The 24,848-nt window shown below is 71.7% G+C and carries 21 protein-coding genes and 1 riboswitch; of the genes, 8 read left to right on the top strand and 13 right to left on the bottom strand.

Annotated elements, in window-relative coordinates; translation table 11 throughout:
- Positions 1-9 precede the first annotated feature (9 nt).
- From ASF37_RS07310 to ASF37_RS17130, 4 genes are all read right to left on the bottom strand, one after another.
- Positions 10-843: an LPXTG cell wall anchor domain-containing protein gene (locus ASF37_RS07310; RefSeq protein ID WP_056579711.1), complete on the bottom strand. Its 834-nt coding sequence runs from the start codon at positions 841-843 to the stop codon at positions 10-12.
- The gene (locus ASF37_RS07305) at positions 840-2,420 is read right to left on the bottom strand and encodes a hypothetical protein (protein ID WP_056579709.1); all 1,581 of its coding nucleotides are present in this window, start codon (positions 2,418-2,420) and stop codon (positions 840-842) included. The genes ASF37_RS07310 and ASF37_RS07305 overlap by 4 nt, the downstream gene beginning before the upstream one ends.
- Before the next feature lie 85 nt (positions 2,421-2,505).
- A riboswitch (cobalamin riboswitch) is annotated at positions 2,506-2,575 on the bottom strand.
- A gap of 95 nt (positions 2,576-2,670) precedes the next feature.
- Entirely contained in the window at positions 2,671-3,159 is a 489-nt protein-coding gene (rraA, locus tag ASF37_RS07300) for a ribonuclease E activity regulator RraA (protein WP_056579707.1), read from the bottom strand.
- Between the two features lie 86 nt (positions 3,160-3,245).
- Positions 3,246-3,398, bottom strand: a complete 153-nt coding sequence (locus ASF37_RS17130) for a hypothetical protein (protein ID WP_156368144.1) — start codon at positions 3,396-3,398, stop codon at positions 3,246-3,248.
- A 96-nt stretch (positions 3,399-3,494) separates the two neighbouring features.
- Here ASF37_RS17130 and ASF37_RS07295 point away from each other — a divergent pair, with 96 nt between their 5' ends.
- From ASF37_RS07295 to ASF37_RS07285, 3 genes are all read left to right on the top strand, one after another.
- Complete coding sequence (locus ASF37_RS07295; protein WP_056579705.1) at positions 3,495-4,190, top strand: metal-dependent transcriptional regulator; 696 nt, start codon at positions 3,495-3,497, stop codon at positions 4,188-4,190.
- Positions 4,191-4,280: 90 nt separating this feature from the next.
- Entirely contained in the window at positions 4,281-6,182 is a 1,902-nt protein-coding gene (locus tag ASF37_RS07290; RefSeq protein WP_056556489.1) for an acyl-CoA dehydrogenase, read from the top strand.
- Entirely contained in the window at positions 6,179-6,631 is a 453-nt protein-coding gene (locus tag ASF37_RS07285; RefSeq protein ID WP_056579703.1) for a hypothetical protein, read from the top strand. The genes ASF37_RS07290 and ASF37_RS07285 overlap by 4 nt, the downstream gene beginning before the upstream one ends.
- 31 nt (positions 6,632-6,662) lie before the next feature.
- On the opposite strand, the gene ASF37_RS07280 is transcribed toward ASF37_RS07285, so the two are convergent.
- From ASF37_RS07280 to ASF37_RS07270, 3 genes are all read right to left on the bottom strand, one after another.
- Positions 6,663-8,036: a GntP family permease gene (locus ASF37_RS07280; RefSeq protein ID WP_056579701.1), complete on the bottom strand. Its 1,374-nt coding sequence runs from the start codon at positions 8,034-8,036 to the stop codon at positions 6,663-6,665.
- Positions 8,037-9,132: 1,096 nt separating this feature from the next.
- On the bottom strand, positions 9,133-9,501 hold the full coding sequence (locus tag ASF37_RS07275) for a hypothetical protein (RefSeq protein ID WP_055963007.1): 369 nt from the start codon (positions 9,499-9,501) through the stop codon (positions 9,133-9,135).
- Complete coding sequence (locus ASF37_RS07270) at positions 9,498-10,004, bottom strand: MarR family winged helix-turn-helix transcriptional regulator (RefSeq protein WP_056579699.1); 507 nt, start codon at positions 10,002-10,004, stop codon at positions 9,498-9,500. The genes ASF37_RS07275 and ASF37_RS07270 overlap by 4 nt, the downstream gene beginning before the upstream one ends.
- 56 nt (positions 10,005-10,060) lie before the next feature.
- Between ASF37_RS07270 and icmF the strand changes: the two genes are divergently transcribed.
- The 5 genes from icmF (at position 10,061) to ASF37_RS07245 (ending at position 16,094) form a co-directional block, all read left to right on the top strand.
- Entirely contained in the window at positions 10,061-13,288 is a 3,228-nt protein-coding gene (gene icmF, locus ASF37_RS07265) for a fused isobutyryl-CoA mutase/GTPase IcmF (RefSeq protein WP_056579697.1), read from the top strand.
- A gap of 164 nt (positions 13,289-13,452) precedes the next feature.
- Entirely contained in the window at positions 13,453-14,007 is a 555-nt protein-coding gene (locus ASF37_RS07260; protein WP_056556501.1) for a hypothetical protein, read from the top strand.
- Between the two features lie 110 nt (positions 14,008-14,117).
- The gene (locus ASF37_RS07255; RefSeq protein WP_056579695.1) at positions 14,118-14,768 is read left to right on the top strand and encodes a hypothetical protein; all 651 of its coding nucleotides are present in this window, start codon (positions 14,118-14,120) and stop codon (positions 14,766-14,768) included.
- Positions 14,769-14,847: 79 nt separating this feature from the next.
- A complete protein-coding gene (locus ASF37_RS07250) occupies positions 14,848-15,348 on the top strand; it encodes a thioesterase family protein (RefSeq protein WP_056556506.1) in 501 nt (166 codons plus the stop codon).
- Positions 15,345-16,094, top strand: coding sequence for a helical backbone metal receptor (locus tag ASF37_RS07245; protein ID WP_056556509.1), 750 nt, complete (start codon positions 15,345-15,347; stop codon positions 16,092-16,094). Before ASF37_RS07250 ends, ASF37_RS07245 begins: the two co-directional genes overlap by 4 nt.
- A 108-nt stretch (positions 16,095-16,202) precedes the next feature.
- Here the strand turns inward: ASF37_RS07245 and ASF37_RS07240 are convergent, their stop codons facing one another.
- The 6 genes from ASF37_RS07240 to ASF37_RS07215 form a co-directional block, all read right to left on the bottom strand.
- Entirely contained in the window at positions 16,203-17,567 is a 1,365-nt protein-coding gene (locus tag ASF37_RS07240) for an NAD(P)/FAD-dependent oxidoreductase (RefSeq protein WP_055962987.1), read from the bottom strand.
- Between the two features lie 63 nt (positions 17,568-17,630).
- Positions 17,631-18,671: a hypothetical protein gene (locus tag ASF37_RS07235; RefSeq protein ID WP_056579693.1), complete on the bottom strand. Its 1,041-nt coding sequence runs from the start codon at positions 18,669-18,671 to the stop codon at positions 17,631-17,633.
- 53 nt (positions 18,672-18,724) lie between these two features.
- The gene (gene clpB / locus ASF37_RS07230; protein WP_056579691.1) at positions 18,725-21,340 is read right to left on the bottom strand and encodes an ATP-dependent chaperone ClpB; all 2,616 of its coding nucleotides are present in this window, start codon (positions 21,338-21,340) and stop codon (positions 18,725-18,727) included.
- 425 nt (positions 21,341-21,765) lie between these two features.
- Positions 21,766-23,382 (bottom strand): FAD-dependent oxidoreductase, encoded by a 1,617-nt coding sequence (locus ASF37_RS07225; RefSeq protein WP_056579689.1) that lies wholly within the window; start codon positions 23,380-23,382, stop codon positions 21,766-21,768.
- Positions 23,379-24,260, bottom strand: coding sequence for an FAD:protein FMN transferase (locus ASF37_RS07220; protein WP_056579687.1), 882 nt, complete (start codon positions 24,258-24,260; stop codon positions 23,379-23,381). Before ASF37_RS07220 ends, ASF37_RS07225 begins: the two co-directional genes overlap by 4 nt.
- A 20-nt stretch (positions 24,261-24,280) precedes the next feature.
- Entirely contained in the window at positions 24,281-24,745 is a 465-nt protein-coding gene (locus ASF37_RS07215; RefSeq protein ID WP_200931190.1) for an FMN-binding protein, read from the bottom strand.
- Between the last annotated feature and the right edge of the window lie 103 nt (positions 24,746-24,848).

Here is a 24,848-nt window from a genome sequence, read left to right as displayed (position 1 = left end):
CAGGGCAGGTCAGGGCGCGCTTCCCCTCCGCCGCCACGCGACGATCCCGGCGGCACCGAGCAGCACCAGCACGGCCGCGACACCGACCAGCGTGGGCCACGGCGACCCGGCGTCGGCCGACGTCGCGCGGGTCTCGTCGTCGGACGTGGTGCCGTCGTCGCCGGCTCCGTCGGAGGGGCTGGCGGCGCCCGCCTCGCCCCCCTGCCCCGACTTCTGCCCAGCCTTCTGCTCAGCCTTCTTCTCTTCCTGGGCCTTCTGCTCGGCCTTCGCCTTGGCGCTGGCCGAGGCCTCCGCGGACGGGACCGCCGACGTCGGCGCAGCCGTGGGCGCCTTCTGCGTGGGCCGGCTCGACGGCTTCGGGGCCGGGGCCGCGGCCGCCTTGCCCACCGGGGAGACCCCGGGCTGGGCCCTGCCGCTCTGGCCCTGCCAGCTCCAGGCGACCCAGCCGCCCTTCGGCACGGAGACGCCGCCGACGCCGGCCGTCGCGTAGCTCCAGCTGCCGTTGCCGCTGGAGACCCAGAGCGACCAGTAGGCGTCGGACGGCGAGGCCTGCACGCACCCGGCGTTGGCCGGCTTCGCGTTGACCTGGCAGACGAAGCCCTGCTGCCGGGCGGCGTAGCGGAGGGAGACGCCTGCGGCGTCGAACGCGGAGGTGGCCTTGCGACCACCGCCGGGGACGCACGTCGTGGAGGCACCCCCACCCAGCTGGTGGTAGTCGACGACCACGGTCACGCCGTCACCCTTGGCGCAGGCCGCAGCCTGCGCGGGTGCGGCGAGGACGACCGCACCGGTCGCCGTCCCGAGGAGGACGGCGACCAGCGCGGCGAGGAGTCGCCTGGTCACTTGACGACGGTGAACGACGCGATGCCCTGGCGCGTGTTCACGATGCCGCGGACGTAGACGTTCTTCTTGCCGGTCGACGAGCCGACGCCGAACGTGTAGTCGATGGTGCCGTCGGTCCGGGCGTTGGTGGTCTTGATGTACGTCCCGCCGTAGCCGATGCGCACGGGCTCGCTCGGGGCGAGGCCGCGGGCGGACACGCGGATCCTGCCGTTGCGCTTGACCGTCTTGACGTTCGTCGTCGCGACGAACCGCTTGGTCGTCGTGAGGACCCGCAGCGAGGCCTCGCCCTGGCGGGCGTCGCGCTCGCCGTAGACGTACACGGGGCGCACGCCCGGCGACGGGGCCGTGGCCGAGATGGTGGCGACACCGCTGGTGTTCGCCTTGCCGGCCTTGGCGATCGAGCCGTCGACCGAGTAGACGCAGTAGCGCTCACCGGGGGCCAGGCCCGACGCCGTCAGGGCGACCGGTGCGCCGGCGGCGACGTAGCCGCTGGGCGCGGTGACCTCGAACGTCTTCTTGGGAAGCGGGCTGGGGTCGTCGTAGGACTGCAGCGCGGTGATCGCCGGGGCGGTGGCGCGACGCCACTGGTCCGCGGTCTCGACCTCGATGCCGTCGTCCTCGGCCGTCGCGATGGCGGCGTCGTCGTAGCCGACGGCGCCGAACTGGCCGTCGAGCTCCGTGCCGCAGGCGCTGTAGGCCGTGACCTGGCGCTGCGCGATCCAGGCGGCGGCGTCGGCAGCGGCCTGCTCCTCGCCGAGCTTCTCGAGCGCCACGGCAGCGACCGCGGTGCTGTTGGTGTTGGCGGTCTCGGTGCCGGGGCCGCCGCTGAAGGACTTGTCGTCGCCCTGCTGGGAGACCAGCCACGCCTCGGCCTCGGCCAGGGCGGTCGCCACCGCCGGGGTGCCGCTCTGCGGCAGCAGCGCGTCGACCGCGATGGCGGTCGAGTCGGTCTGGGCGTCGTCGCCCGAGCAGGACGTGTCGGTGGCGGTGAAGTCCAGCCGGAACCCGCCGTCGGCGCACTGCTGCTGCAGCAGGAAGGTCGTGGCCGCAGGCGCCTCGCCGGAGTCGGCGGCGTGGAGGCCCTTCACCGCGAAGGCCTGACCGAACACGTTCGCGAAGTTGCCGAAGGCCGACTCGTCGGCCAGGCGACCCGTGCCGTCGACACGGGCCTCGGTGGCCCCCACCAGGTCGGTGCCGCCGAAGTCGGCGGCGTTGCGGTCGGCAGCCTGCGCGGCGACGAGCGCCTTGGCCGTGGATCCGGCGTACTTCTCCTCGCCGGTGCCGATGTAGCTGCCGAGATCCTCGGCGAGGGCGTCGGCGATGTCGGCGACCTTCGCGTTGTAGCCGCCGACGGCGTCGAGGGCGAGGAGGGTGTCGAGGGTCAGGCCCCAGTCGACGAAGTCGAACTGCTCGTTGTAGAGCACGCCGTCGACGACCTGGCCCGACAGCCAGTCGGCCGCGTTGACCGTCTGCGGGGTGCGCGACGTGTCGGCCTGCGCGGCCGGGACGGCGAGGAGACCGGCACCGAGGGCGGTGGCGGCGGTCGCGACGAGGCCGCGACGCAGGGACTTCTTCATGGGGTCCTCACCCGCTGCAAAGGCATGAGGATCCCGAGGGGACCCGCTGCGACCACGACAGCGTGATTGGTCAGGCGCCCGATGCGGCGTTCCGGCTCCCCTCGCGGAGCGAGGGCTACGGTTGCGGGTCAGCGCCGGATTCGGACCGGCTTCCCCGCACTCGGGCACGTGGAGTTGTGTGTCGAGTGACAGGCGGACCGTATCACTCGCACCAGCCCTGCGTCCCGGCGTCGCAGGTGCGACGAGGGTCTCAGACGAGGGGCTCGTCGGCCACGACCACGCCGTTGGCGTCGGCGTAGACCCACTGGCCGGACCGGATCGTCGCGCCGCCGAAGGTCACCGCGACGCCCACGTCGCCGAGGCCGCGCTTCTCGGTCCGGACGGGGCACGGGGCGATCGCCTGGACGCCCAGGTCGAGGTCCCGCAGGATCTCGACGTCGCGCACGGCGCCGTGGATGACCAGCCCGGACCACCCGTTCTCGACGAAGCGGGCGGCGATCACGTCGCCGAGGAGGGCGCGGCGCAGCGATCCACAGCCGTCGACGACGAGGACGCGGCCGTCGCCCGGCTCGTCCGCGAGGCGCTTGACGTGCGAGTTGTCCTCGAAGCAGGCCACCGTCTCGACGGCGCCGCTGAACGCCTCACGGCCACCGAAGCCGCGCAGCAGACCCGGCTGGACGACCACCAGCCGATCCGGGTGGTGGGTGTCGCAGAGGTCGGGCGTGGTCCAGCTGGTCATGGGTCCTCCATCGGTCGACTCAGCAGGACGCTACGCGTGCGCCGCGGCCGACGCCCGGCCACGACGTACTCAACGCACTCAACGCCTCAGGAGAGGACGGAACCGATCGCCAGGAACGCGACGAAGGCAGCCACGAAGAGCACCGTGCGCAGCAGGCCGGTGCGCAGCAGACGCGACTCGGCGGCCGTGAGCCGGCGCGGTGCCGGACGGCTGGAGCCGGAGTGCGCGATGTTCGCCATGCCTCAGACACTACCAGGCACGGGGCAACATGGAAGTTCGGTCAACCGAACTTCCATGGCGCCCGTCCTGCGGCCGTCCGCCGATACCCTGGACGTGTGCCTGACACCCCCTCCGCCTCGACCCAGGCCCCCTTGGCGCTGTCCTCCTCGATGCAGGACTACCTCAAGGTCATCTGGACGAGCCAGGAGTGGGACGACACCCCCATCTCCTCCAAGGCGCTGGCCGACCGCTTCGGCGTGACGCCCTCGACGGTCTCCGAGGCACTCAAGAAGCTCGCCGCCCAGGGGCTCGTCGACCACCGGCGCTACGGAGCCGTCACCCTCACGGCGTCGGGTCGGACGGCCGCGCTCGCGATGGTCCGTCGCCACCGGCTCGTCGAGACGTTCCTCGTCGAGTACCTCGGCTACGCGTGGGACGAGGTGCACGACGAGGCCGAGGTGCTGGAGCACGCCGTGAGCGACGACTTCGTCGAACGGCTCGCGGAGCGGCTCGGCCACCCCGAGTTCGACCCCCACGGCGACCCCATCCCGACGGCCGACGGCCGACTGCCCGCGCTCGACGCACGCCGGCTGGTCGACGTCGAGGCACCCGCCGACCTCGTCGTGGTGCGCGTCTCCGACGACGACCCGGCCCTGCTGCGCCACCTCGTCGAGCTCGGGCTCGTCCTCGGGGTCCGTGTGCACCTGGTGGAGCGGCACGACTTCGCGGGCACCCTGGCGGTCCGGATCGAGGGTCGCACGCTCGACGTCGGGCACGTGGCCGCGGCGGCGATCTTCGTCTCGGCCGCCTGAGACCCGCTGCACGGCACCACCCGGCGTCCTGGCCGACCGACCTCGCGCGGACCGCTGCGGCGGAAGCGACCCACGAGTAGCGTTTCGTCCATGAGCCTGTCCGAAGAAGTCCGCATCGCCCTCGACGGCAAGTGGCGCCACGTGCGCGAGCAGTCCCGCAGGGAGCTCGCCGAGATGGACCTGGCGTACGACCTCGACCTCGACATCGACGCCGCTCGCGAGCGGACGCTGCGCCAGCTCGAGGGCCTCGTCGACACCGGCGTCCCCGCAGCCGGCTTCCGCACCGAGCACGGCGGCGGCGGCGATCCGGGCATGGCCGTCACCGGCATCGAGATGCTGGCCCAGTTCGACCTCTCGCTCATGGTGAAGGCGGGCGTGCAGTGGGGTCTGTTCGGCGGCGCGGTCGAGAACCTCGGCACCGAGCGCCATCGCGACCTCATCCCGCGGCTCATCTCGCTCGACCTCGTGGGCTGCTACGCCATGACCGAGATCGGCCACGGCAGCAACGTGCAGCACCTCGAGACCACGGCCACCTTCGACGCGGACACGCAGGAGTTCGTCGTCGACTCCCCCACGCCGTCGGCCACGAAGGACTACATCGGCAACGCCGCCGCTCACGCCACCGTCGCCGCGGTGTACGCCCAGCTGGTCACCCGAGGTGAGAACCACGGCGTGCACTGCTTCATCGTGCCGATCCGCGACGAGAAGGGGCAGACCTGCGACGGCGTCGAGATCGGCGACGACCGCCACAAGGGTGGTCTCGGTGGCGTGGACAACGGCCGTCTCTCCTTCCACCAGGTGCGGATCCCGCGCGAGAACCTGCTCAACAAGTACGGCGACGTGGCCGAGGACGGTACCTACTCCTCGCCCATCGAGGACGTGAACCGACGGTTCTTCACGATGCTCGGCACGCTCGTGCGCGGGCGGATCAGCGTCGGCGGGTCGGCGCTCGCCGCCGCCGAGGTGGCCCTCAGCATCGCCGGACGCTACGCCCTGGAGCGGCGCCAGTTCGGCCAGGACGGCGAGCCCGAGGTGCTGCTGGCGGACTACCGCGTGCACCAGCGCCGCCTGCTCCCGCTCATCGCCCGTTCGTACGCCTACCGGTTCGCCCAGAACCAGCAGGTCTCGCGCATGGACCGGCTGCAGCGCTCGACGGAGCCCGACCTGCAGGAGCAGCGCGAGCTCGAGGGCCGCGCCGCCGGCCTCAAGGCGATCATGACCTGGCACGCGTCGCGGGCGATCAACGAGTCGCGCGAGATGTGCGGCGGCGCCGGCTACCTCGCCGAGAACCGCCTCACGGTGCTGCGCGGCGACATCGACGTGTTCACCACCTTCGAGGGCGACAACCACGTGATGCTCCAGCTGCTCAGCAAGGAGCTGCTCACGTCGTACGCCAAGGAGGTCGGCGGGCTCGACGCGGTCGGCATGGTGCGGTTCGTGGCCGAGACCGTGGCCGAGACGGTCCGCGAGCGGACGGCCGCGAGCCAGCTCATCCAGCGGCTCATCGACGCCGCGCCCACCGGTGGCGACGCCCACGACCTGCTCGACCGCGGCACGCAGCTGAGCCTGTTCGAGGACCGTGAGCAGCACCTGATCGAGACCGCTGCCCGACGTCTGCAGCGAGCCGCCAAGGCCGAGGGCGACGAGGCCTTCCGCATCTTCAACGAGGCGCAGGACCACCTGATCCGGTGCGGACGGGCGCACGTCGACCGGGTGGTGCTCGAGGCGTTCACCGCCGGCATCGCGCGCTGCGAGGACCCTGACGCCGCCGACCTGCTGCGCAAGGTCTGCACGCTGTACGCGCTGAGCGTCATCGAGGACGACCTCGCCTGGTTCATGGCCCACAACCGGATCTCCGACCAGCGCGCCAAGGCCGTGACCCAGCTGCTCAACGAGCAGCTCGCCGAGCTCCGCCCGCACCTGCTGACCCTCATCGAGGGCCTGGGCGTGCCGGAGGAGACGCTCGGCGCCGCGATGCTGCTCAAGCAGTGACCCCTCGACGCCTCGCCGGCGCCGTCGCCGCGACGGCCCTCCTCGTCACCGTGACGTCCGGATGCACCTCGCCGGACGTCGACGTCGAGGGCGTCGCGCGCTGGCAGGACCGCACCGACGAAGCGTTCCGGTCCGCCCTCGATGCGGTCGGTCCGCGGATCGCGCTGTCACCGGACGACGAGCTGGCCGGCCTGGCGGACACGCAGCGGTGCGACCCCGACGACCTGAGCCGGGTCCGGCACCGGGTCGACGCGAGGCTCGAGCTCTCCGAGCCGGCACCGCCCGACCTCGCCGACCGGGTCCGGGACGCCGTACCCGCCGAGTACGAGGTGGAGGTCGAGATCAGTCCCGACTCCGTGCTGCTCGGCGTGGTCAGTGGCTGCATCGACGTGCCGAAGATCCAGGGCGTCGACGTGTTCCTGGAGGGCCGCTACCGCGTCGACCCCTGACGCTCGGACCTGGGCGCTCGGCGGTGGGACGTCAGACCACGAAGGCGATCGCCAGCACCATCGGCAGGCTGACCAGTGACGCGATGCTGGTGACCACCGTCATCGACTTCAGGGCGCCCTGGGTGGTCAGGCCGAGCAACGACTTGAACATCCAGAAGAAGTTGGAGTTCACCGTCAGCGCGAACATCGCACCGGAGGCGATCGCGAGGCCGATGGCGATCGGTGCCACCTCGATGGAGGTGAGCACCGGGCCGATGATGCCGGCGGCGGTGATGGCGGCGACCGAGACCGAGCCGATGGCCAGGTGCAGGACGGCGGCGATGAACCAGGCGAGCAGGACGCTCGTGACGACGGCCGCGCCCTCGCTGGCCGAGAACAGCCCAGCGAGCGTGGCGTCGAGACCGGTGGCCTCGATGACGGCCCCGAGCGAGCCGCCGATGCCGGTGATCAGCAGGATCTCACCCGTCGTGTGGAACCCGGTCTTGAGCGCCTTGTCGGTCCGCTCGGTGCCCGCGGCCGCGCGGGCGAGGACGTAGGCACCGAGCAGTCCCACGAAGAGGGCGACGTTGGCGTTGCCGATGAAGGCGATGAACGCGTTGGAGAAGTCGAGCAGCTCCGCGAACGCACCGAAGGCGATCATCACGAGCGGCACGAGGATCGGCAGCAGCGACGTGAACAGCGGCACCTCGACGTCGTGGAGCGTGTCGCGCTCGCCCGGGCCGGTGCCGGCGGTGTTCTGCTCGACGCCGTCGTCGTAGTCGAGCGGGTCGTCCTCCGCCTCGTCGGCCTCGGGCTTCCACCAGCCGGCCCGCAGCATCAGCCCGAACAGGTAGGTGGTGATGACGGCGGTGAGCGGCCCCAGGACGATGCCGTAGAGCAACCACGTGCCGAGCGGGACGTCGAGGAGTCCCGCGATCGAGACCGCCGCGAGCCCGGGGATCACGAAGACGTAGCCGGCGAAGATGCCGGTGCCGATCGCGCCGGCGAGGTGCGCGAGCCCGCGCGGTCCGATGTGCGGGGCCGAGGAACGCGCGATGGGCGCGGCGAGCACGACCTGGACGTCGACGTAGATGGACGGGAAGACGGTGGAGAGCGCTCCGGTGAGGGCATAGGGCAGACGCTTCGCGCCCACGACCTTGAGCAGCGCGTGCACGAGCTTGCGGAAGGTGCCGAGCGAGTGCAGCAACGCCCCGATGAGCACGCCGAAGCCGATGAGCAGACCCACCTCGGCCATGATCGAGCCGAAGCCCTCGGTGATCGCCGTGATCGTGTCCGCGAACCCGACCCCGGCGGCGAGGCCGAGGTAGAGCGAGGCGATCACCAGCGAGATCACCGGATCGACCTTCACCCAGATGATCAGCCCGACGACCAGCACGATGGCGATGGCTGTGTGGACGACCTCCACGTCGATCCCCCCTCGTTCGATGTGGGCCTCACCCTAGGCGACGTCGGCCCGATCGGGTCTACGCCCGCGGCTGCGTCGCGTGGGTGAGTCGTCGGCGGCGGCGGCGTCTCGGCCGAGCGCTCGCCTGCGGCTGCGTCGCCTTGGCCGAGCGCCCGCCTGCGGCTGCGTCGCTGTGGCTCCGCGTCGACCTGCGCTCCGAAAGGGCCTCGACCGGAGCGGTGGGACTGGTCCTGGCTGGGTCTGCGGGGCGCGGCCGGGTTCTCGCTCGCTGCTGCGTTGCTGTGGCTGCGAGTCGGGGTGGTCTCCGAAAGGCCTCGACCGGAGCAGGGCGTCTGGGCTCGGGTGGGTGTGCGGGGCGCGGCCACGATTCTCCCTCTGCGCGGGATCCACGCACGATGCTTCCTTCGCGTGGACCGTGCCTCGCGAAGGAAGCATCGTGGCGACGACATGGCGCCCTGAAGGGCAGTGATTCTCCTTCTGCGTGGAACGGTCCACGAGAAGGGAGAATCCCTGCCCACCCGCCGCGNGAAGCATCGTGGCGACGACATGGCGCCCTGAAGGGCAGTGATTCTCCTTCTGCGTGGAACGGTCCACGAGAAGGGAGAATCCCTGCCCACCCGCCGCGTACCGAAGCCCCGTTGGACGCAGGATTCTGCCTTCGCGTGCTGGAGCCCGAACGATGCTGCGTTCACGACGGGATCCGACCACCAACGCAGCATCCTTCGCCCCCTCACGCACGAACGCAGAACCTTGCGTCCCCCGAGCCACGCTCCGAGAGCCCACCCGACCCCGGACCCGTCCACCGGTCGAGGCCCTGATCCTTCGCCCCCTCACGCACGAACGCAGAACCTTGCGTCCCCCGAGCCACGCTCCGAGAGCCCACCCGACCCCGGACCCGTCCACCGGTCGAGGCCCTTTCGGAGCGCAGGTCCACTCGCAGCCACAGCGACGCAGCCGCAAGACCCGCCCCAGCCGGAGCGACGCAGCCGCACGGCACGACCCAGCCACAGCGACGCAGCCGCACGGCACGACCCAGCCGGAGCCGCGCAGCAGCAGGTCGACCCGCGGCCAAGGAGACGCGGCCGCAGGTCGAGGTTCAGCGCGTCGGTGGTTGCGTGCCCCAGGCGACGCCAACGTGCACCATCGTCACGAGAAGGACGAGCCCGGCGTCGCCGATCCCGGCGTCGTACTCCGGTCGTGTCCAGGCGTAGACGAAGCCCACGAGCGTCCCGATCCCACTCACCCAGGCCACCACCTGCGTCCTTCGCGTCGCCCAGCGGTGCGCCTTGGCGATGGTCGCAGCCACCGCTCCCACGACGCCGAGCCACAGGACGACCGTGCCGAAAGGGCGCGCGCCCTCGCCGAGCACGAGACGCAGCAGGAACGGCACCGACAGCGCGCCCATCACCCACACCCACGGCCGCGCGAACCACGGCACCGTCGCCGGGGCCGCCGGCGCGGTCACGTGAAGTCGACCTGCCGCAGCCCTCGCAGCAGCGTGTAGGCCGCCTGCTGGTCGTCGGCGTCGAGCTCGGCCACGCCGAACTGGACGTCCATGAGGGCCTCGGTGGCCGCCTCGACCACGCGCTCGCCCTCGGGCGTGAGGGTCGCGAAGGTGCGCCGCCGGTCGGCCGGATCGGGCTCGCGGACCACGAGTCCGTGCGTCTCGAGCCTGTCGATCGCGTTCGTGACCGACGTAGGATGCACCATGAGCCGTTCGCCGATCTTGCTGAGGGGCAGGCGCCCCTCCCGGCTGAACGAGATGAGCCGGAGCACCTCGAACCGGGCGAACGTGATGCCGTGCGGCTTCAGCGCCGCGTCGAGCCGGCCGATCACCAGCTGCTGCACCCGCATGATCGACGTCGCGAGCCGCATGGCCGTGGCGTCGCCGATGCGGTCCTCCCACAGCTCCCCGGCCCGTTCCAGCGGGTCGAACGCGAGCCGCGGCGTGGGGGGCACGGAGGTCATGGGGTCAGTCTACCCAGGGTGGACGATTAGTTGGATGTCCGACTATTGTGGTTCCTATGGCTGATCTCCACGTCCCGTCGAACCCGGTCCGACTCGTCACCGCGTCGGCGCTCTTCGACGGCCACGACGCCTCGATCAACATCATGCGGCGCATCTTCCAGAGCCAGGGGGCCGAGGTGATCCACCTCGGGCACAACCGCTCGGTCAAGGAGGTCGTCGACGCCGCCATCGAGGAGGACGTGCAGGGCGTCGCGGTCTCGTCGTACCAGGGCGGGCACGTCGAGTACTTCGAGTACCTGGTCGAGTCGCTGCGCGAGCAGGGCGCCGGCCACGTCCGCGTGGTCGGTGGTGGCGGCGGCGTCATCGTGCCCGAGGAGATCGCCCGGCTCCGCGAGTCCGGCGTCACGATCTTCTCCCCCGAGGACGGGCAGCGCCTCGGGCTCGTGGGCATGATCAACTCCGTCGTCCGCGACTGCGACGTCGACCTGACCACCCTCGGCGACTTCGACGTCGACGCGGTGCTCGCCGGCGACCGCTCGGCCGTCGCCCGGGCCATCACGCTCGCCGAGACCGGCCGACTCGCCGACGCCGACCGCCAGCGCCTGCAGGACGCCGCGGCCGCGCACCCCTCCCCCGTCCTCGGCATCACCGGCACCGGCGGATCGGGCAAGTCCTCGCTCACCGACGAGCTCGTGCGGCGCTTCCGCGTCGACCAGCAGGACAAGCTGCGCGTGGCCGTCCTCGCCGTCGACCCCACCCGACGTCGCGGCGGCGGCGCCCTGCTCGGCGACCGCATCCGGATGAACTCACTCGACGGGGAGCGGGCGTACTTCCGGTCGCTGGCCACCCGCGGCTCCCACGAGCTGCCCGACTGCCTCGACGACGTCGTCGCCGTGCTCAAGGCCGCCGCGTTCGACCTCGTGGTCGTCGAGACCCCGGGCATCGGCCAGGGCGACGCCGCGATCGTGCCGCACGTCGACACCTCGATGTACGTCATGACGCCGGAGTTCGGCGCCGCGTCGCAGCTGGAGAAGATCGACATGCTCGACTTCGCCGACGTCGTGGCGATCAACAAGTTCGAGCGCCGCGGGGCCAAGGACGCCTACCGCGACGTCGGCCGCCAGCTGGTCCGCAACCGCGAGGCCTTCGGCAAGAAGCCCGAGGACATGCCGATCTTCGGCACGTCGGCCGCCACCTTCAACGACGACGGCGTGACCGCGCTCTACCAGCACCTGCGCGACGTCCTGGGCGAGCGCGGGCTGCCCGTCGCCGAGGGCGTGCTGCCGCCCGTGGCCGTGCGGTACTCGAGCGGGATCCAGGCCGTCGTGCCCGCCGACCGCGTGCGCTACCTGTCCGAGATCACCGAGACGGTGCGCGGCTACCACGCCGAGACCGAGCGCCTGGCCGACGCCGCCGACCGGGCCCAGCGCCTCGAGACCACCGCGAGCGAGCTCGCCGAGGCCGACCTGGACGCCTCGAGCGTCACCGAGCTGCTCGAGACCGCCCGCAAGGCCGTCCCGCACGACGTCGCCGACCAGATCGAGCAGTGGCCGGCCGTCGTCGAGGCCTACTCCGGCGACGAGCAGGTCGTGAAGGTCCGCGACAAGGAGATCGTCACCCAGCTCACGCGGGAGTCGCTCTCGGGCACCAAGGTCCCGCGCGTCTCCCTGCCCCGCTTCACCGGCCACGGCGACCTCGTGCGCTTCTGGCGGCGCGAGAACCTGCCCGGCCACTTCCCGTACACCGCGGGCGTCTTCTCGTTCAAGCGCGACGGCGAGGACCCGGCCCGCATGTTCGCCGGCGAGGGCGACCCCTTCCGCACCAACCGTCGCTTCAAGCTGCTGAGCGAGGACGGCGACGCCACCCGCCTGTCCACCGCCTTCGACTCGGTCACGCTGTACGGCCGCGACCCCGACCCGCGCCCCGACGTCTACGGCAAGGTCGGCACGTCGGGCGTCTCCGTGGCGACGCTCGACGACATGGAGGCGCTCTACGACGGCTTCGACCTCGTCTCGCCGTCCACGTCGGTCTCGATGACCATCAACGGTCCTGCACCCACGGTGCTGGCCTTCTTCCTCAACACCGTCGTCGACCAGCAGGTCGCCCGCTTCCGGGAGAAGGAGGGCCGCGCGCCCACCGAGGCCGAGCACGCCGAGCTGCGTTCGTACGCCCTCAAGAACGTCCGCGGCACCGTGCAGGCCGACATCCTCAAGGAGGACCAGGGCCAGAACACCTGCCTGTTCTCCACCGAGTTCAGCCTGCGGATGATGGGCGACATCCAGCAGTTCTTCATCGACGAGGGGGTGCGGAACTTCTACTCCGTCTCCATCTCCGGGTACCACATCGCCGAGGCCGGGGCGAACCCCATCAGCCAGCTCGCCTTCACCCTCGCCAACGGGTTCACGTACGTCGAGTCGTACCTGGCGCGCGGCATGGACATCGACGACTTCGCGCCCAACCTGTCGTTCTTCTTCTCCAACGGCATGGACCCGGAGTACTCGGTGCTCGGCCGGGTGGCGCGACGCATCTGGGCAGTCGCGATGAAGGAGAAGTACGGCGCGAACGACCGCAGCCAGAAGCTGAAGTACCACGTGCAGACGTCTGGTCGGTCCCTCCACGCGCAGGAGATGGACTTCAACGACATCCGCACCACGCTGCAGGCGCTCATCGCGATCTACGACAACGCCAACAGCCTGCACACCAACGCCTACGACGAGGCCGTCACGACGCCGAGCGCGGAGTCCGTGCGCCGCGCGCTCGCGATCCAGCTCATCATCAACCGCGAGTGGGGCCTGGCGATGAACGAGAACCCGCTCCAGGGCTCCTTCATCATCGACGAGCTGACCGACCTCGTCGAGAACGCCGTGCTGGCCGAGTTCGACGCCATCAACGAGCGCGGCGGCGTGCTGGGAGCCATGGAGACGGGCTACCAGCGCGGTCGCATCCAGGACGAGTCGATGCTCTACGAGCACCGCAAGCACGACGGCTCCCTGCCGATCATCGGCGTCAACACGTTCCGTCGCCCGGAGTCGGAGGTCGAGGCTCCGACGGTCGAGCTGGCCCGCGCCACGGAGGCCGAGAAGCAGTCGCAGCTCGACCGCGTGCACGCCTTCCAGGAGACGCACCGCTCCGAGGCCGAGGCAGCGATCGCCCGCCTCAAGAAGGCTGCGGTCGAGGGCGACAACGTGTTCGCCGTGCTCATGGACGCCGCCCGCGTCTGCTCCCTCCAGCAGGTCACCGAGGCGTTCTTCGAGGTCGGTGGACAGTACCGGCGCAACGTCTGAGCAGGGTCTCGAGCGCCACCGCCACGGACCCACGAAACGGCGCTCGAGCCCCTCCTGCGCGCCCCTCCCGACGCGCGCCCGTGCGCCATCTGCGCTACCAAGGAGGGGTAGGACGTGGCCCCCCAGCACCCGACGGTGCGGCCGCGGACTCGGAGGGAATCGAGATGGACACCTGGATCTGGATCGTCGTCGCCGTCGTGGTGGCACTGCTGCTGCTCGCCGTGGTGGTGTCGGTCGCCCGCAAGAGCGCCGAGGCCAAGCGCCGCCACCGGCTCGAGCAGGAGCAGCGGGACCGGCAGAAGGCCGGCACGCTCCGCGACGAGGCGCGTGAGGCCGCCGTGGCCGCGCAGCACACCGAGGCCGGCGCCGCCGTGGCGCGGGCCGACGCCGACGAGGCACGCCTGGAGGCCGAGCGCCTAGAGCGCCACGCCGTCGACCTGGAGAACGAGGCCACCGAGGTGCAGGGCGCCGCCGACGACCGGCTCGCCGAGGCCGATCGCCTGGACCCCGACGTGCCCGAAGCCGGGCGGGACCACCGAGCGACCGACCAGAGCCCGGTCGACGAGGCGCCCCTCACCCCGAGCACCGAGGCGCCGGCCGACCCGACGACGCACGGCTCCCACGTCGCGGACGACCACGGCGTGACCGATCGACCCGCCGTCGACCCGGACCCGTTCGAGACGCCGGGCGAGCACCGCACTCCCCCGCCCAGGTCCTGATCATCGGGACGGTGGCGGCGCGCTCATCGAGTCGCGCCGCCCCGGGACCCGGTCTACGTTCGTGACCACGCCTTCGGTCGTCGACCTGGCCCCATGACAAGGAGCTCGCCATGAGCACGCACGACCACCAGCCCGCCGCCTCCGAGCCGAGGCACGCCGACACGACCGCGGACAGCGACCGCGCCACCCCGGTCGTCGACCGCAAGGAGGTCGTCGAGCGGCAGAAGGAGCGCTTCGGCGGGGTCAAGATCGTCTGCGCGTTCTTCGGCTGGGTCACCGCCACCGGCATGACCGTGCTGCTCACCGCCCTCGTCGCCGCGGCCGGCGCCGGAGTCGGCCTGGTGTCGGGCGCCGACGTCACCGACGCCGCCGCCGACCAGGGACTCTCGGCCGAGGAGATCGGCTGGGCCGGCGTCGCGCTGGTCCTCGTGGCCGTCCTCGTGTCCTACTACAGCGGCGGCTACGTGGCCGGCCGCATGGCGCGCTTCGACGGCATCCGACAGGGCATCGCGGTCTTCGCGTGGGCCGTCGTCGCCGCGATCGTCGTCGCGGTCCTCGGAGCCGTGGCCGGGACCCGCTACGACGTCCTCGACCAGCTCAACGCCTTCCCGCGCATCCCGAGCGACCTGTCCGACCTGAGCCTCGCCGCCGTCGTGCTCCTCGTCGGTGTGGTCGCGGCCGCCCTCGTCGGCGCCATGCTCGGTGGACTGGCCGGCATGCACTTCCACCGCAAGGTCGACCGCGAGGGCCTCGGCCGCTGAGCCGGACCGACCCCGGGTGCCGCGACCGACGTTGCGGCCCCGGGGTTCGTCGCGCCCGGCGCCCGATACGGTCGGTCAGGTGACGACGCACCCCACCTACGCCCAGGTCGCAGCCCTCCCGACGGTGCACGAGCACGTGGTGGGGCCGGAGCACCTCGACGAGAACCGCCACATGAACATCGGCCACTACTTCACGTTCGGCGGGCACGCGCTCTGGGCCCGCCACCAGGACGAGCTGGGCATGCCGGACACCTACATCACCGAGCGGGGCCTCACCACGTTCACCGCGGAGCAGCACCTGCGCTACCTCGGCGAGTCCCTCGAGGGCGACCGGATCGGCGTGAGCGTGGTCATCGTCGACCGCAGCGACAAGGTGCTGCACGCCGCGGCGTTGATGACCAACCACACCCGGCAGGAGCTGTCCTGCGTGATGGAGGCGGTCTCGGTCCACGTCGACTTCGCGACCCGTCGACCGACGCCCTTCCCCGACGACATCGCCGCCCTGCTCGACGCAGCGATCGCCACCGACCGCACCGACTGGGCGCTCCCCCTCAGCGGAGGGCTCGGCATCCGCCGATGAGGGACGACCTCGGCCACGACGTCGACGTGCCCCGCGAGGCGCGCCGCGTGGTGAGCCTCGTGCCGTCCGTCACCGAAGGTCTGGCCGCTGCCCGCCCCGAGGCGCTCGTGGGCGCCACCGACTGGTGCACCCACCCCACCGACCTCGACGTCACGCGTGTGCGAGGCACCAAGAACCCCGACCGCGCCGCGATCGAACGGCTGCGACCGGACCTGGTGGTGGCGAACCAGGAGGAGAACCGCGAGCTCGACGTCCGACGTCTGCGTGAGGCCGGCGTGCCCGTGTGGGTCACCCGGATCGAGACCGTCGACGAGGCGCTCGGGTCGCTGCGACGTCTGTTCGACGACGCGCTCGGGTGGGGTGTGCCCGACTGGCTCGGCGCGGCGTCGGCTGCGTGGGAGGCGCCGGCCCCGGCGACGCGCGGCACCGTGGTGGTACCGATCTGGCGCGACCCGTGGATGGTCGTCGGCCCCCGCACCTTCACCGCCGACCTGCTGCGTCGGCTCGGGTGGACGGTGTCGGTCGGCGCGGCGCCGGACCCGACCTCGCGGTACCCGCACGTCGAGCTGGCCGACGTCGACAGCCCGGACGTCGACCTGGTGCTGCTGCCCGACGAGCCCTACGTGTTCGGACCCGACGACGGTCCCGAGGCGTTCACGTCGGCGCCGACGCGGCTCGTGTCGGGCCGGCTGCTCACCTGGTACGGACCGTCGCTGGTCGAGGCGCGGACCGCCCTCGACCTCTGAGTCACGGAAATCTCACGCCTGCACGGGTTGCTACCCGAGCAGGCGTGAGAATCCCATGCGCCGTGGGAGATTCCCAGGTCGACCTGGGAATCTGCGAGACGGGGCGGGTCAGGACTGGCGCTGCGACGCGGCCTTGCGCTCGAGCACGCGGCGCTCGGCCTTCTGCTTCTCCAGGGGGGTGATCTCGAGCTTGTGCTTGGACACGACGTAGGGCGTCTCGCCGACGATCGCGTTGTGGCTGCCCGAGAACAGGTACTTGCTGGACAGGTTGATGAGCGTCGCGAACCGGTTGCGGTTGCCCAGCAGGGTCGCGATGTGCAGGGCCACCCAGATGATCCAGGCCGGGAAGCCCGTGAGCTTGGGCATGTAGGTGATCTCCGCGACGGCCGACGACTTGCCGATCGTGGCCATGGTGCCCTTGTCGGAGTACTTGAACGGCTTCACCCGGTCGGCCTTGCCCTTGAGCTCGGCCTTGATCAGCTTGGCCACGTGCTTGCCGCCCTGGATCGCGGGCTGCGCGAGCTGCGGGAGCGGGTCGGGGCCGATCGCGATGTCACCGATGGCGAACGTGTCGGCGCGATCCTTGACGCGCAGGTGCTCGTCGACCTCGATGCGGCCGCCGCGGCCCTGCGGCACGTCCCAGTCGAGCACCGTCGGGTGCGCCGTGACGCCCGTGGCCCACACGACGATGCCCGCCGAGAGGAACTCGCTGTGGCCGTCCGTCTCGACGACCACACCGTCCTCGCGGACCTCCTTGACGGCCGTGTTCAGCCGCAGGTCGACGTCGCGCTTGAGCAGCGACTTCTCGGCGTAGGCACGGAGCTTCTCGTCGAACGGGCCCAGGACGTTCGGAGCCATCTCGAGCAGCGTGACGTGGATCCGCGCGCGGTCCAGCTCGGGGTAGGTGGTCGGCATGTCGTTGTTGCGGAACTCCGCGAACGCACCGGCGGTCTCGACGCCCGTGGCACCGCCGCCCACGACGATGATGCGCAGGTCCTCGTCCTGGCCGTTGATCGCGAACTCCTCGAGGTTCTCGAACAACCGGTCGCGCACCTGCAGCGCCTGCGAGCGCTTGTAGAGCGGGAGCGAGAACTCCTCCGCACCGGGGGTGCCGAAGAAGTTGGTGGTGACGCCGTTGGCGAGCACCAGGTAGTCGTACGTCACCGAGACCTCGCCGTGCAGGCTCAGCACCTTGGCCTGGTGGTCGATGTTCGTGACGATGCCCTTCACGAAGCGCACGTTCTTCTGGTCGGCGCGCACCGCACGCAGGAACCAGGTGATGTCGCCGGGGTTCAGCGACGCGGTCGCGACCTGGTACAGCAGCGGCTGGAAGGTGTTGTAGGTGTGCCGGTCGATGAGGGTGATGTCGACGTCGGCGCGCTTGAGCTTGCGGACGAGCGACAGGCCTCCGAATCCGCCTCCGACCACGACGACGTGGGGGCGCTTGCGGGCGGGAACGACGTTGCTGCTCATGCCTCAGACTCTACTCGCGCCGCTCCGGGGGCCGCCTCCCGACGAGGGGGTCAGTGAGCCCGGTCACGCCCGTGCGAGCCAGGCGCGCGCGTCGGGGCGACGCAGCTGCACGACCACGACGACGGCCGCCGCAGCCGTGACGATGCCGAGCGGGAGGAAGAAGACGGACACGCCGACCGTCAGGGCCGCGACGATCCTCAGGGCGACGACGCCGGCAGACATCCGCTTGGCGGTGGCGATCGCGGCGGCCAGGCCGACGGCGCTGAGCACGAGCCAGACCGTCGACGACAGACGCAGCAGCCCGATGACCTGGTCGGCGTCGACCCCGGCGGAGCGGAGCCAGTCCTGCGCCATCCCGGGCTCGGAGAGCGCGGACCGGTAGGCGTCGGCTCCGATCGTCGACACCAGCAGGGCGATCAGGCCGAAGAAGCCGACCACGGCGCACGAGACGACGGTGGTGACCACGGCGACGGTGACCGATCGCGGTCGAGCGGCGGAGGCCGGGCGCGACGGCACGGGGTGCGACGGGGCGGGGGTCGCGGACTGCTCGCCGTCGGACGGGAAGGCCGCAGGAGCCCCTGCCTCGGGCGTCGACGACGGCGGCACGGCGGCGAAGGGATCCGCTGCGCCGGTGCGGGTGGCCGTCGCGAGAGCGGGCACGGCCCGCCCGTTCACCTGGTCGAACCAGCGCCGCGACTCGGCCGTCCACAGCGACCATCCGCACACGCCGGCGAAGGCGGCCGGGAGCAGTCCCGGGAGCCCGATCGCCGCGAAGACCAGGAACGCCAGGCCGCACAGGATGGTCAGCATGATCCGCGACGTCCGATGACCTCGGGCGGCGTAGAGCGCGAAGACGGCTCCGGAGGCCGTGAGCACGACGCCGACGTAGGCGGCGTACCGAAGGGCGTCGAGAGCCTGGTCGAGGCCGATCCCGGCCTCCTTGAGCGGCTCGGTGGCCAGCGCCTCGCGCACCGCGTCCTGCAGCTCGATGGAGCCCCACGACGACAACGTCGAGACCAGGTTCACGAGCAGGAGCGCCGACCCCACGCCCACGAAGATGCAGGTGAGGGTCAGGGCCTGAGGTCTCGGCGGGCGGTCTGCCATGGGCCCCACCCTAACCCCCCGCCGCGGCCAGGCCGCGGCGGGGGTCGAGTGCCTCAGCCGGCCCGCACCGAGAGCGCGTCGACGGGGAGCCCGTCGGCGCCCACCTCGCGGTCGACCCGCACCGTGTCGCCGTCGCGGACCTCGCCGGCCAGCAGCGCCTTCGCGAGCCGGTCGCCGATGGCCTGCTGCACGAGCCGGCGCAGCGGACGGGCCCCGTACGCCGGGTCCCAGCCGGTGAGCGCCAGCCACTCCTTGGCGGCGTCGGTCACGTCGAGCGTGATGCGCCGCGCCTCCAGGCGTCGACCGAGCGAGGCCAGCTGCAGGTCCACGATGTGCGTCAGCTCTGCCGTGCCCAGCGGCTCGAACGTCACGATCTCGTCGAGTCGGTTCAGGAACTCCGGCTTGAACGAGGCCTTGACCACGTCCATCACCGCGCTCCTCTTCGCCGCGTCGTCCAGCGCCGGGTCGGCCAGGAACGCCGAGCCCAGGTTCGAGGTGAGGATGAGGATGACGTTGCGGAAGTCGACCGTCCGGCCCTGCCCGTCGGTGAGCCGGCCGTCGTCGAGCACCTGCAGGAGGATGTCGAAGACCTCCGGGTGCGCCTTCTCGACCTCGTCGAGCAGCACCACCGAGTAGGGCCGACGTCGGACCGCCTCGGTCAGCTGGCCGCCCTCGTCGTAGCCGACGTAGCCGGGAGGGGCACCGACGAGCCGCGAGACGGCGTGCTTCTCGGCGTACTCGCTCATGTCGATGCGCACCATCGCGCGCTCGTCGTCGAACAGGAACTCGGCCAGCGTCTTGGCCAGCTCGGTCTTGCCGACGCCGGTGGGACCGAGGAACAGGAACGACCCGGTCGGGCGGTCGGGGTCGGCGATGCCGGCCCGGCTGCGTCGCACCGCGTCGGAGACGGCGGTGACCGCCTCGCGCTGGCCGATGAGCCGCTTGCCCAGCTCGTCCTCCATGCGCAGGAGCTTGCCCGTCTCGCCCTCGAGCAGACGGCCCGTGGGGATGCCGGTCCACGCCGCGACCACCTCGGCGATCTCGTCGGCCGTGACCTCCTCGTTCACCAGCCGGTCCTCGCCGTCGCCGGACTCGCGCGCCGACTCGGCCTCCTGGGCCGCGGCCAGCTGCGCCTCCATGGTGGGGATCTCGCTGTAGAGCAGCCGCGCGGCCGTCTCGAGGTCGCCGTCGCGCTGGGCGCGGTCGGCGGCGATGCGCACCTCGTCGATGCGCTCCTTGATCTCGCCGACGGCGTTCAGGCTCTGCTTCTCGCTCTCCCACCGCTGCTCGAGCGCCCGCAGGGTCTCCTGCTTGTCGGCCAGCTCGCCACGCAGCTTGTCGAGGCGGTCGCGGCTCGCGTCGTCGCTCTCGTTCTGCAGGTGCAGCTCCTCCATGCGCAGGCGGTCCACCGCGCGGCGCAGCTCGTCGATCTCGACCGGGCTGGAGTCGATCTCCATGCGCAGGCGCGACCCGGCCTCGTCGACCAGGTCGATGGCCTTGTCGGGCAGCTGGCGACCGGGGATGTACCGGTCCGAGAGAGCCGCGGCCGCGACGAGCGCGGCGTCGGCGATGGCGACCTTGTGGTGGGCCTCGTACCGCTCCTTCAGACCACGCAGAATCGCGATGGTGTCCTCGACCGACGGCTCGCCGACGAGCACCTGCTGGAAGCGACGCTCCAGCGCCGGGTCCTTCTCGACGTTCTCGCGGTACTCGTCGAGCGTGGTCGCGCCGATCATGCGCAGCTCGCCGCGCGCCAGCATCGGCTTCAGCATGTTGCCGGCGTCCATGGCGGAGTCGCCGGTGGCGCCGGCGCCCACGACGGTGTGCAGCTCGTCGATGAAGGTGATGACCTGGCCGTCGGAGGCCTTGATCTCCTCGAGCACGGCCTTGAGCCGCTCCTCGAACTCACCGCGGTACTTGGCGCCGGCCACCATCGCGCCGAGGTCGAGGCTGATGAGCCGACGGCCGCGGAGCGACTCCGGCACGTCGCCGTCGACGATGCGCTGGGCCAGACCCTCGACGACGGCCGTCTTGCCGACACCGGGCTCGCCGATGAGCACCGGGTTGTTCTTGGTGCGACGGCTCAGCACCTGCACGACCCGACGGATCTCGGCGTCGCGGCCGATGACGGGGTCGAGCTTGCCCTCGCGGGCCACGGCCGTCAGGTCCACGCCGTACTTCTCGAGCGCCTGGTACGTGTCCTCGGCGTCGGCGCTGGTGACACGGGCCCCACCCCGGACGGTCTCGAACGCGGCACCGAGGGCGTCGGGCGTGGCGCCGTGCGCGGCGAGCACGTCCTTGGCGGACGAGGCGACGGTGGCGACGCCCACGGCGAGGTGCTCGGTGGAGATGTACTCGTCACCCAGCTCGGCGGCGAGGTCGGCGGCGCGCTGCAGCACCTCGTGCGTGCTGCGGGACAGCCCGGGGTTCTGGACGCTGGTGCCCGATGCGGACGGCAGCGCGTCGACCGCTGCCTTGAGCTCGGACCTCACGACCGCGACGTCGACGCCGGCGGCCTGCAGCAGGGGTGCGGCGGTGCCGCCGTCCTGGGCGAGCAGGGCCGTGAGCACGTGAGCCGGCTCGATGGCCGGGTTCCCGGCGGCTGCGGCCTGCTGCATCGCGGCGGCCAGCGCCTGCTGGCTGCGGGTGGTGAGGTTCGAGAGGTCCATGGGCTGCTCCTGGTGCGTCCTTCCGTCGGCGCGGTTCGCCGTACATCAGGTACAACATCATGAGAGTTGAGTCCATTCCACTCAACTTTGGAGTCCATCCGTCTCGGACACCTTCGGGGCATTCCGGGCCCCTCGACCGCCCCGGAACTGTCCGAAACGCAGTGTCGTCGCGGACCGCTCGGGCGAGCCTCGGCCTGCGGCTGCGTCGGCTGCGGTCGTCGTCGCGGCGGCCTCCGAAAGGGCCTCGACCGGGCGGCACCAGCGACGCGGGCGAGTCCTCGGACCGCGGCCTCCGTTTCGGACACTTCCGGGGCATTCGGGACCCCTCGACCGCCCCACAACTGTCCGAAACCGGCGTTCTCGGCCGAGCGCCGCGCCGACGCAGCCGCAGGTCCACCCGGAGCCGACGTCGGCGCAGCCGCAGGTCAGTACCCCGAGAAGTAGTCCGTCCGCACACCCGCGCAGCGGGAACGCAGGGCGGACCGGACGCCGGCGACCATCGCGGGCGGGCCGGACACGTACGCCGTGCGCGAGGCCGCGTCGGGCACCGCCTCGTCGATCGTCTCGCCGGTGACGAACGGGGCCGCCACGTGGACCCAGCCGTCGGGCAGGTCGCCCGGGGGCTCCGGCGAGACCAGCACCACCCGCACGCCGGTGGCCACCAGCTCGTCGCGGTACGGGACCGCGTCGCCGTCGGGCACGCCGTAGACGAGCACCACGTCGCGGGCCTCGCCCGAGCGCAGCTGGCTCAGGAACGGTGTCACCCCGATGCCGCCGGCCACGAGCAGGAGCGACTTCCCGCCGCGTCGGCTCGCGTCGCGCGGCCACACGAAGTCTCCGTGGACCCCCGTCGCGCGCACCCGCTGTCCCGCGTCGAGGTCCACCAGCGCCCGCTTGAACGAGGACGCGGGCTCGGGCACCCGGATCGCGATGCGCAGGTCGTCGGACTGCGGGGGCGAGCTGATGCTGAACACCCGCCGCACGCCGCGGCGGTCGGCACCGGCGTGCGGGAGGTGCAGCTCGAGGTACTGGCCGGGCTCGAAACGCACCCGGCGGCGGGGGCGGAAGGTGACCTCCCACGTGTCGCCGGCCAGCCGACGCGCGCCCGCGGACTCCAGCACCACGCCGGTCCGCCGGGCGAAGGCGAACGCCACCACGTTGCCCAGCACGATCGCGAGCTCCGGCGTCATCGAGAGCGGCCCCCACGTGGGCGGGGTGACGTCGAGGACCGACGCGAACGTCGGGAAGCCGAGGAAGACGCCCATGACGGCGGCCACGACCAGCTGCTGCCCGCGCCGTGGCGGCAGGGTGAGCGGCTCGCTCACCATGAAGCCCGCCATGAACAGGATCGGGTAGGAGTACAGCGCCGTCTGCCACGCCTGGGACAACGGCGTGCCGAAGCCCGCCGTGAGACCCACCAGCACCAGGGCGAACGCGACCACCGCGAACACCAGGCCGACGTCGAGCCGACGGGTCCGCCAGAGCACCAGCAGCGCGCCCACGGCGACGAACGGGGCCAGCGCCTCGGTGGCCGCGGTCTGCCACAAAGCGTTGATGCTGGACTCCCGACCCACCGCCCACTGCACGACGACGACGAGCAGCGCGCCGGCGGCGGCCGGGTTGAGCACGTGCCGCCCCCGCCAGGCCAGGAGGTACTTCGAGGCGTTCGCCAGCACCGCCGCGGCTGCGAGCCAGGCGAGGTTCGCGGCGCCGACGCCCGCGCCGTCGCCCCCGGCCGCCTCGGGGAGCGGGGCGAACAGGAAGAACAGCAGGAGTGCCGTGATCACCGCCGACTCGTCGTGCGGCTTCAGGCGCCACACGACGCCGAGCAGGCGGTTCGACCCGACCGAGGCGACCAGCAGCACCGCGAGCGCCACCAGGTTGCCGACGGTGGAGAGCCCCTCGATCACGCCGGTCGCCGTGAACACCACGTACACCGCCGCGACCACGGCCAGCACGATCGTGACGAGCCGGTACATCGTGACGCGGCCGAGGAGCCCGTCGATGCTCGGACGAGACCGCGCCGTCGTGCTTCGAGTCATGTGAACAGCTCCCCAGGGAGGTCGGGCGACCGCAGGACGCGACCGTCGGCGTGGATGCGGACGAAGTGGTGCGGGTGCAGGTCCATCAGGACCTCGGGATCGGCGAAGAAGTGCGCGGTGGCCAGGCCGTCGGCCTGCATGCAGGAGTGCTCGACGAGGGTCCACGTGGCCACCACGTCGTCCGTCGGGAGACCGGTGCGACCGTCGACCACGTGGTGCAGGCCGTCGCCCCAGGTCCGACGGTTCACCGCAGATGCGCAGAGGGCCTGCTCGGGCTCCAGCTCCAGGACACCGATGGCCTTCGTCGGGTCGGCCGGGTGCTCCAGCGCGACCCTGATCGGCGCCGAGCCGCGGTGGTAGAGGTCGCCGCTGGCGTCGACGGTGAACGCGTTCAGCCCACGGTTCTCCAGCACGACCGCCACGAGGTCGACGAGCAGGCCCTTGCCTGCCGCCCCGACGTCGAGCAGCAGCGGACGGTCGGTGCGGACGGTCCCGTCGACGTCGGCCACGACGGCGCCGTCACGCCGAAGCGCCGCCCAGTCCTCGGGCACCGCGTCGGCACCGGTGGGCCTGAGGGAGTAGTCGGCGTCGTAGCCGAGCGCCACGAGCGAGCGGCCCACCAGGGGCGTCACCGCACCGTCGGTCGCGGCGTGCAGGCCGTCGTAGAGGTCGAGCAGGAGCGCGGCGGACTCGACGTCGCGCCAGGTCCCCGCCTGCTGCGACATGGCCGTGACCACGGAGTCGCCGCGGAACCGCGACCACGCCCGGTCGAACCGCTCGATGACGGCGAGCACATCGACCTGGACACCCGGAGCCAGCGGCTGCGCGGTGTCGACCGCCCACCGCGTCCCGATGGCCTCGAACGTCCAGGTCGCCATGCGTCGGACCCCGGTGGGGCTCAGGCCTGGGCTTCGGACTTGATCTGGTCGACGGCCTCGTTGAAGCCGCCCGACGTGAGGGACGAGCCTGCGACCTTGGAGACGTCGATGTCGTCGATGTTCTTGCCGACGATCTCGTCGGCGATGCCGCCGGCGAACTTCTCCTGGTACTGCTTCGAGGTGCCGGACGCCTTGGGCGTGACCGTCACGTCGTCGATGACGCCGCCGTCGCCGAGGGTGATCTCGACGTCGACCTCGGAGGTGCCGCCGGGGTTGGAGTAGCTGCCGGAGCCCTCGTAGGTGCCGGCCGTGTAGTCGCCCGAAGCCTCGGACGACCCGCTGTCGTCGGAGGCCTCGCTGGTGGCCGAGCTCGAGGAGGACGAGCCGGCGTCGGAGTCGGCGTCGCTCCCGCACGCGGCGGTGAAGAGCAGGGTCGAGGTGGCCGTCAGGGCCAGGAGGGCCTTCTGGTGGCGGCGCAGGGTCATGGGTCTCTCCAGTCAGTCGGGCTGGGACGCGGATGTGGTTGCGTCGTCAACCAGCCCAACGGACCCGACCTCCGCGAGGTTCCATCCTCACGCACTCCACAGC

Source organism: Aeromicrobium sp. Leaf289 (assembly GCF_001423335.1).
Lineage (GTDB): Bacteria > Actinomycetota > Actinomycetes > Propionibacteriales > Nocardioidaceae > Aeromicrobium.
This window is presented reverse-complemented; position numbering and strand designations above follow the sequence as displayed.